Origin of the sequence: Archaeoglobus sp., from assembly GCF_017656475.1 — an archaeon.
In the GTDB taxonomy this organism is placed as follows: domain Archaea; phylum Halobacteriota; class Archaeoglobi; order Archaeoglobales; family Archaeoglobaceae; genus Archaeoglobus.
Map to the genome: position 1 here is coordinate 1 of NZ_JACDNT010000068.1, position 5,963 is coordinate 5,963.

General features: G+C 49.0%; 8 protein-coding genes. 6 read left to right on the top strand and 2 right to left on the bottom strand.

What is annotated here, in order from left to right; translation table 11 throughout:
- Both H0Z19_RS11510 and H0Z19_RS11515 read right to left on the bottom strand, forming a co-directional pair.
- Window positions 1-839, bottom strand: an 839-nt coding sequence (locus H0Z19_RS11510; protein ID WP_290726752.1) for an RNA ligase family protein, incomplete at its 3' end; no start/stop codon positions are given.
- Between the two features lie 48 nt (window positions 840-887).
- Window positions 888-1,250 (bottom strand): hypothetical protein, encoded by a 363-nt coding sequence (locus H0Z19_RS11515; protein WP_290726753.1) that lies wholly within the window; start codon window positions 1,248-1,250, stop codon window positions 888-890.
- A 106-nt stretch (window positions 1,251-1,356) separates the two neighbouring features.
- Here H0Z19_RS11515 and H0Z19_RS11520 point away from each other — a divergent pair, with 106 nt between their 5' ends.
- From H0Z19_RS11520 to H0Z19_RS11545, 6 genes are all read left to right on the top strand, one after another.
- Window positions 1,357-2,604 (top strand): winged helix-turn-helix transcriptional regulator, encoded by a 1,248-nt coding sequence (locus H0Z19_RS11520; protein WP_290726369.1) that lies wholly within the window; start codon window positions 1,357-1,359, stop codon window positions 2,602-2,604.
- The gene (locus tag H0Z19_RS11525) at window positions 2,583-2,804 is read left to right on the top strand and encodes a hypothetical protein (RefSeq protein ID WP_290726366.1); all 222 of its coding nucleotides are present in this window, start codon (window positions 2,583-2,585) and stop codon (window positions 2,802-2,804) included. The genes H0Z19_RS11520 and H0Z19_RS11525 overlap by 22 nt, the downstream gene beginning before the upstream one ends.
- A gap of 53 nt (window positions 2,805-2,857) precedes the next feature.
- Window positions 2,858-3,385: a hypothetical protein gene (locus tag H0Z19_RS11530; protein ID WP_290726365.1), complete on the top strand. Its 528-nt coding sequence runs from the start codon at window positions 2,858-2,860 to the stop codon at window positions 3,383-3,385.
- Window positions 3,378-3,884 carry a TFIIB-type zinc ribbon-containing protein gene (locus H0Z19_RS11535; RefSeq protein ID WP_290726363.1) on the top strand — a complete coding sequence of 169 codons (507 nt, stop codon included), beginning with the start codon at window positions 3,378-3,380 and terminating at the stop codon, window positions 3,882-3,884. Before H0Z19_RS11530 ends, H0Z19_RS11535 begins: the two co-directional genes overlap by 8 nt.
- Window positions 3,885-4,299: 415 nt before the next feature.
- Complete coding sequence (locus H0Z19_RS11540) at window positions 4,300-5,571, top strand: site-specific DNA-methyltransferase (protein ID WP_290726754.1); 1,272 nt, start codon at window positions 4,300-4,302, stop codon at window positions 5,569-5,571.
- Between the two features lie 32 nt (window positions 5,572-5,603).
- Window positions 5,604-5,963, top strand: a 360-nt coding sequence (locus H0Z19_RS11545) for a helix-turn-helix domain-containing protein (protein WP_290726756.1), incomplete at its 3' end; no start/stop codon positions are given.

Genomic DNA, 5,963 nt, shown 5'->3' on the forward strand with positions numbered 1-5,963 from the left:
AGTGCCTTCCCGAACTCTTCCTGCACCTCGGCCGCAATCGCCGGCATCGCCACCTTCGGGTTGATGAACTCCTCGGGCGACAGCCTTAGCTTAACCTTGTGAATCGCTTCTAATACCTCCTCCTCGCTCGCGACGTTACCTTTTCCTTTCTTGCCCTCTTTCTTTTTGCTTTTCGCATAGAGCTGGCCTTCATGGGTCGGGTAATTGAAGTGTATTGGCTTTACCTTACCGCGTAAAATTATGCGGCCATAATCGTCGATTGCTTTCACAACAAAGCCTTCATAGTCCCTTAGCCACGCTGTCTCTGCGAGCTGGCGCATAAGGTCTTTACTTATTTCATCAGGCACGAAGCGTAGGCGGAATTCAGGTAAAGTAGGGTCGAGGTAGGAGGTTATCCTCCACGGCGCGAAGTGTCCTGTACTGTTATCCCAGTATTCGAATAAAATAAGGTTCGACGCCTGAAATTGGCCGGTATACGGCGCTTTTATCTTCCCGCTCACGAGCTCGCCGACCAGATATGAGCCGTCGCCCCAGTGCCGGCGGAATCGCTTTATATGTTTAATTAGGTGAGGATTGTTCTCGAATGCCTCGTGGAGGAGTTTCATAAACCTATCTTCCGCGGCCTGCTTGCGGGTGAGCACATATACTTTATCGCCCCAGTTCACGAGCCTGATGTTCGTTCCGTCGTATTTGCGCTCTACGACCACGTGCCAGACCTTGCTTTTTATCTTCTGATAATTGACTAAAAACTGTGCGTAGCCGTCGATGTGGGGGAACTTCTTTATGTCGGGCGGCATGTATTCGTTCGAAAATACAATCCCGTCCACTTCGAATTCCATATCACCACCTCCGGGCGACGAGAGTAAAGAAAAGAAAGCATCGCGTACTTACCCCTCTTCGCTGACCGGCTCATCGTCCGGGTCGAGTAGAGTGTAATACCACAGCCCTGCCTTATTCTTCCGCTTCCCCACCAGCGCGAGAACTGGCTCGCCGTCATTAAAAGCGCCTTTGTCTTTAAGCTTGCGTATCTGGTCCATGATGACGCTACTCGACGTATTCCAGCAATAAGGTGTTTTTTCTACGTCGTTGTAGTAGTGGAAGTAAACGCTGACGTACGGCTTCCCGTTGTCCCCCTGCCTGAAATGCGCATCTTCGATGGCTATCACCTCGCCGATAACGGCGGGGCTCTTGACTACTGTTCTGTCGTCCCTATGCTCCTTTTCAAGGAAGTCGGAAATCTTCTTTACCACGGCATCCACCTCCGGAATTTTTCGGAGATATAATTGCGTTCCCACTATATAACCTTTTCGGCGAAAAGCTTATATAGGGGAAAGTATAATTTACTCCGGTGATGCCATGCATCTTAAACCCAGCCACCGTAAAATACTCTCCCTCCTTCTTAAGGAGGGTGGTAAAATCACAAGGGCCGCCCTTTGCGACGCAACCGGCTACCCCCGCAAGTCTCTCAGGGCAAGGATTTCAGAGCTCCGCAAAATGGGCCTTGTAGATAGGGATAACACCTATGTTTGGCTTATAGACGAAGAAAAAGCCCGAACTGTGCTTTCAGATGAAAATATCAGAGCCGATACTGAAGCAATTTACCTAAGCGACGTTTTTCTTGATGGAGATATAGTTGCCCCATATACATTTGCTAACAGTGCGACCGCAACAATAGTCATCAGCGATTTGCACTTTGGCGACGAAAACGTCATGCTTGAAACGTACAAGAGCACAGTAAATAATCTCATACTGAAGCTGAACGAAGTAAACGACGAAGTGAGAATAGAGCAGATAACCGTCGTCCTAAACGGTGACACGGTGGCAGGGCGCGGCATCTTCCGCGGGCAGGAAGCAAAAAATATTTTCAACAAGGGCAACATTCAAGTCCTTTACGCGGCGGCCCACCTCCTTGACCTGCACAACGAACTAAGCCAAATCGCTCCCGTCCAATACTTCGTGATAAAAGGCAACCACGACAACCACAAGGGCGACAACTACGCATGGGAACTGGCTGACAAGCTCCGCTCTTTCGGCCTCGACGCCTACTATGCCGGCCACCAGCTCGTGATGAACTTGGGCGATGAAGAAAAGCAGCACTGGGCTTTAATCGAGCACGGCTACGGTGGCAGCGACTACTACCCGGTTAGCTATGACTTTTTACGCAATACATGGAAAAAACTCAACTGGCTCAACAGGCGCCAGCGTGAACTCGGCAGAAAGGAGATAGAACGCGTCATCGTCGGCCACTCGCATTGGCTTGTGACGAATATACGACAGGATACGTATTGGGCCATCGACGTGAGCGGCGGCTTTCAGCGTAACGAGCGCGTAGAGCTTGGCAAGAACCAGCGCCCGGCAGGCTTCATTCTGTATGTGTTCGACCGCAACCGCGACGGCCTCACTATCTACGACTGGAAGGGCGGCCTGCGCTTATATGAAATAGTACCAGATGAGGAGGTGATGCTAAAAGAGCTGTTCGACCCTGCCCTTGAGCTGAAGAACAGAATGGACGCCCCGCGCAAGCTGATTAAGTTATATAATTACCTCGTTGAGAAAGGATTAATTAAAAAGGAGGTGATGGGATGCTCGCATCCAGGCGAATAAAGAGAAAAGGAGATAATATCCTTCTGCTACTGGCCTTCCTTACCATCGCCATCCCTCCAGCACTCCCAGCGTTCGCCCTCTGGGCATGGCTCGACCCGACCGGCTTCTGGCAGCGCTTCATCTTTGTTGCAGCGTATGCATTGTTCATTTATCCACTCTTACTTGCCGCCGAACTTTTCGTTGTTGGCCTGCTCGACTGAAATAGTCTCTATTCAAATCAGCCGCTAAAATCACTCTTGCGGAGGTGAAAATAATGGAGGTGTTGGAATATAGGCCCGTCTTTTCGAAGCGGAACGGGAAAGAAATAATAGAGGTGTGTAAAGAGCCGCTTAAAATCAACAAAAAGAAAGGCGTAATCGTGAGCGGTGACTTTATCTTTTACGTCCAAAATGGCGAACACTACGCGAGGATAGAAATAGACAGTGAGCACGTTCTACTTTTAGCAAAAAGAATTAGTCTTGCAGTAGAGGCAATCTTTCTTACTCCGTTCAAGGAAGAAACAAAAGTTTTCGATTATATGCTTGACGACCACCACTTCGAAGTTACCGCCGGTCACGACGGCTTCAAATTCTATATCTACCACAACGATGAACACTACGCCGCCGCAACAATCAGCATCGCCGACGCCAACTATCTCGCCGAGGTTCTACGTTATGACGTACTCCTCGAACACGGTCAGATGACTACCATACAGCAGGCTATAGTTGCAGATATAAAGGCAAAGCTCAGTGGGAAGAAGCCGGCGCACAACTACGACCGGGAGGCCATGTTGTATGGGTGAGCGTTGCCCTATCTGTGGCGCCACCTCCATCTATTTTGACCCTGCGAGAGGAGAATATTACTGCCCCGTCTGCGGCTACGTTTACGGCTACGAGGAAGTGCCGGCCCACCACGACCAAATACAGGCAAAGCATGATATAGAGAACGTAAGATTTAAATGGACAGGTACGGGCGACGACACCAAAAACTATACTCTCAGCGAGATAAGACGCATAGCCGCTAACCTCCATCTACCTAAATATATAATAAAAGAAGCGGAGAGGATATACTCGCGAGTATATAATGCTGACCTCCATCGTAAGAAGGGGATAGCCGCCGAGGCGTTAGCCCCTGCTGTGCTTATGGCTGCATGCGGTATCCATGATGTATATCTTGATATGCAGAGAGTATATTATTTTGCAAAGGCCTCACCTCTTGCTATTATGAGAGCATACATCCACGTGCATACTTTTAGCAGGAGTAAGACCCTAATGCATAATACTATTGAGGGAGAAGGGTAGACCAACCCGTCCCTCTTTCATGTCGACGTCGACGTTGCCGTATGTATATAATAATCCTCGGGGAGCAGGCTGCCACGTGCAGCCCTCCCACTCCCACAGGGACTTTCATATAATCATGCTGAAATCACCGCGAGAACGGGGCCGGCCCCATTGGACAGATGCCGTCGAGCGACGGCCTTGGCAGACCCTTATGAAGCCGGGGGCGCGCCGTGAGATGGCTTTACTCGGAGGGCGGACACGCCACCGCAGAGGGAGCTTTTAGCGAGAGGGCGGACACGCCCCTACAGTATGCCAGATGTGTCTGGCCGGTTGGAGGTCGCTATGAGGGGACCAGCCAGCCGGCTGTCTTTTTCCTTTCCTTTTTGTGTTTTCCCGCTCGCCGATGCACGCCTGACGGGCAAACGGAGGGTAAATCATGCTCAAAATTGAACACGTCCCGCTCGATAAAATCATTCCTTATGTGAACAACCCGAAAAAACACCCTGAGGAACAGATAAAGAAAATAGCCAGCTCAATCCTCGAATTCGGCTTTAAGGTCCCTATCATTGTAGATAAGGATTATGTCATCATCGTCGGCCACGGCAGATATGAGGCCGCGAAGCGGATTGGGCTGAAAGAAGTGCCCGTCATCGTTGCTGATGACCTTTCCCCTGCGCAGGTGAAGGCTTTCCGCATCGCCGATAACAAGGTGGCTGAAAGCGATTGGGACTTAGACGCGCTGGCCGCAGAGCTCGCCCAGCTGAAGGAGATAGACTATGACCTCGAGCTAACTGGATATGATGAAGACGAAATAAAGGAGCTTATTCGCGAGTTAGAAGTTCCTGAAGAGGAGGAAGTAGATGAAGAGGGGGACGAACTGCCAGAGGTCGATGAAGAGGTCGAACCATTTTCTAAGCGTGGCGACATTTGGCTTTTGGGTAGGCACAGGGTTATGTGTGGGGATAGCACGAGCAGGGCCGACGTCGAGAGATTGATGGATGGGGCAAAGGCCGACATGGTTTTAACCGACCCTCCTTATGGGATTAATTATCAATCAAACCGGAGGAAGAATAAGTTTGAAAAGATTAAGTTGGATGATAATTTACAATGGGCCTCTGATGTGATTAAACAAATATATGACTTATTAAAAGACAATACTCCTTTTTATTGTTTTACAAGGTGGGATGTTTACCCCGAGTGGTACTTTATGATAAAAGATGCAGGATTTAAAATAAAGAACATGCTAATATGGGTGAAACATCCAGCATTAGGTGGGATGGGTGATTTAGAAGGAAGTTATATCTTTAACTTTGAGGTAATTATTTATGCAACAAAAGGCAGGGTCGTACTGTGGGAAGGAGGAATCGGAAGAAAGAGAGCAATAATTATGAATGAAGAGATAAATAATCCCTCTTCTCTTATCCACCCAAATCAAAAACCCGTTAGTTTGTTAAGCAGTTTCATTGAGGATGCATCATATAGAGGAGATATTATTCTCGACCTCTTTGGAGGAAGCGGCACGACTTTAATCGCCGCCGAAAAGACGGGCCGCACTTGCTACATGATGGAACTTGACCCACATTATGTCGATGTCATAGTTTGGCGTTACATTCACACGACTGGGAAGAAGGATATAACGCTCATTCGCGACGGGAGAGAACTTCCCTTTTCCAAGATTGAATCTGAATTTATGGCGCGTTTTGAGTGATAAAGATGGAAGCGGAGGAACTGCTCCAACAGATGCCACCAAAGGTCTTGCGTGCCTACCAGATTTGGACGACCAACCACAGTCCTACGCAGACCGCTAAAATCGTCGGCGTCCATGAGAGCACGATTAGGCGCTGGAAGAACAAATACAAGTGGGAGGAAATAGAAAAGGCGACGCTTAACCGCATCATCAACGAAACGCAGGACTATATTGAGAAAATAAAGGAAGACCAGCGGAAGATAGTAAGAGCGGCGATAGCGACAGCAGTAAAGCAGTTGAAAGAGGGCAAAATAAAGGCCCGCTCCTTCGCTGACCTTATCGCGCTCCTCCGCTACCAGCTCGAACTCGAAGGAGAGTTCAAGGAAGAGACAGAGGTCAATGTGAATGTCAGC

What these genes read in the sequence shown, in the direction of transcription:
- H0Z19_RS11520 (WP_290726369.1), top strand. Translation starts at nt 1,357, where the DNA reads ATGCATCTTAAACCCAGCCACCGTAAAATACTCTCCCTCCTTCTTAAG.
- H0Z19_RS11530 (WP_290726365.1), top strand. Translation starts at nt 2,858, where the DNA reads ATGGAGGTGTTGGAATATAGGCCCGTCTTTTCGAAGCGGAACGGGAAA.
- H0Z19_RS11540 (WP_290726754.1), top strand. Translation starts at nt 4,300, where the DNA reads ATGCTCAAAATTGAACACGTCCCGCTCGATAAAATCATTCCTTATGTG.
- H0Z19_RS11525 (WP_290726366.1), top strand. Translation starts at nt 2,583, where the DNA reads ATGCTCGCATCCAGGCGAATAAAGAGAAAAGGAGATAATATCCTTCTG.
- H0Z19_RS11535 (WP_290726363.1), top strand. Translation starts at nt 3,378, where the DNA reads ATGGGTGAGCGTTGCCCTATCTGTGGCGCCACCTCCATCTATTTTGAC.